Genomic DNA, 2,008 nt, shown 5'->3' with positions numbered 1-2,008 from the left:
CGGTAAAACGTGATGAGAGAAAATGAAAATTGGTTTATTTTTATCTTTTTGACTATACTCTTCTAAATTTTGTTTTAACCATCCTAATTGCTCATCACTCATATATACCTCATCCCACATTTTCGAATCGTGGTATTTCATATATTTTTCAGTTCCTAAAAATAAAAGCGGATAACCGTCTAACTCTTTTTTATGATATACCTTATCTTGTCCGCTAAATTTTAAATATCGATTAAACAATGTTTCTTCCGTTACACCATTTGGCCATGTATTTTGAGAGAGTTTCCCATCAGCTGTCCATTTACCAGCGTAAAATTCATGATTCCCAACAGTTGACCATACATTTTCCGGATGCTTATTCTTGTTTAACACACGCTTTACATCATCATATTGTGACTGCTGTCCAGTTGGCGTTATATCCCCATTCATAATAAGCGCTCTAGAAAGTGGCGTTACTTTATTCATATCTTTTAATACGTGATCAAAATCCCCTAAATCCCCTTGAATGTCACTAATAACATTAAACATCGTAGCTGTTTTTCTTACTCGCTCTTTCTCTTCCGCGTGCATTGTAAATGTCGGTAATAATACCGCCATAACAGCTAATGAAGCAACTGCCTTTTTCATACAATTTCTCCCCCTAATAATAGAATGTATAAACTGACATGTTCTGTGTTCTCTTAGTTGCTTGTCCAATTCATATTATAAGGAGGGATTGTAAAGATAGATGGAGTAAAAATTTAAGTGTTTTTTAAGAGATTTTGTCTTTTTTACAATACCCATTCAACAATTGGCACCAATTGTTCTATTTACCTATTAATATTAAATGAGTGTAAAATCACACGATAAATCGCTTAGTTTGATACGTTGTGTTTTAATCTATTTTACATAATCTCAATAAAATACTTTACCTTTTCAAATTCTCTTCATTTAATTCGAACAACTCTGGTAAAATAAAACGCCCATCTTTTCTAATTAGTACATCATCGAACCAAACTTCACCCCCGCCATACTCCGGTCTTTGAATGTTTACTAAATCCCAATGTATCGCTGATTTATTCCCGTTGTCTGCACCTTTTAATGAATCTCCAATCGCTAGGTGAAAACTACCATTTATTTTTTCATCAAATAACGTATTATTCATCGGATGTAGTATGTAGGGGTTAAAAGCCAGCGCAAACTCTCCAATATATCTTGCTCCCTCATCCGTATCAAGAATTCGATTCATTCGCTCTGTATCATTTGCATATGCCTCTATTATTTTCCCCTGTTTAACATGTAACTTTACATTTTGAAACGCATAACCTTGTTGAACAGATACTGTGTTAAACGTTATTACTCCATTTACAGAATCTTTAACAGGTGCTGTATATATTTCGCCATCCGGGATATTATCCGTACCATCCCCCTTTAAAACACCTATTCCTTCAATAGAAAACTCCAAATCCGTACCTTCCCCAATAATCCTCACTTGTTTTGTCTTTTCCATTAATTCTTTTAACGGCTCCATAGCTTTGGACATTTTCTTGTAATCTAACGTACATACATCATAATAAAATTTTTCATAAGCCTCAGTACTCATATTTGCTTCTTGCGCAGAAGCCGCATTCGGAATGCGAGTTGTCACCCATCTCGTTTTATACACTGCTTCACTATGTGCTTTTCCAAATATCTTTTGATATAACTTCATTTTTTCTGCCGGTACATCTGCTAATTCATATGCATTTCTAGGACTACGGAGATTAATATAAACTTGCATTTTACTTAATCGATAACTCTCCCAATCTGCAAATAACTTAAATTGTTCTTCAGATCCTGATAGAATTAATTGCCTTGTAACAGAAACATCGCGCATTGATACATGCGCATATCCCCCTGCTTTTTCCACAGACTTAATAATTTCACGAACTACTGCGGGATCTATTTCAGTAACACTTTGAATTAACACATGATCACCAGGCTGCACTTTAGTCGAATGATTGACTAGTACATCCGCTAATTTCGATAG

Annotated in this window: 2 protein-coding genes; both read right to left on the bottom strand. The window is 34.7% G+C overall.

Features of this window, described 5'->3' with window-relative positions; all coding sequences use genetic code 11:
* A partial coding sequence (locus AC1DTM_RS24110) for a metallophosphoesterase family protein (protein WP_477001069.1) occupies positions 1 to 627 on the bottom strand: 627 nt, incomplete at its 3' end.
* Positions 628 to 907: 280 nt separating this feature from the next.
* The coding region (locus tag AC1DTM_RS24105) for an aminopeptidase (RefSeq protein WP_477001068.1) at positions 908 to 2,008 on the bottom strand (1,101 nt) is incomplete at its 5' end.

It is taken from the genome of Bacillus sp. P4_D3, assembly GCF_056401855.1.
Note: the sequence above shows the minus strand (reverse complement) of the source record. Positions and strands in the feature narration are given on the sequence as shown.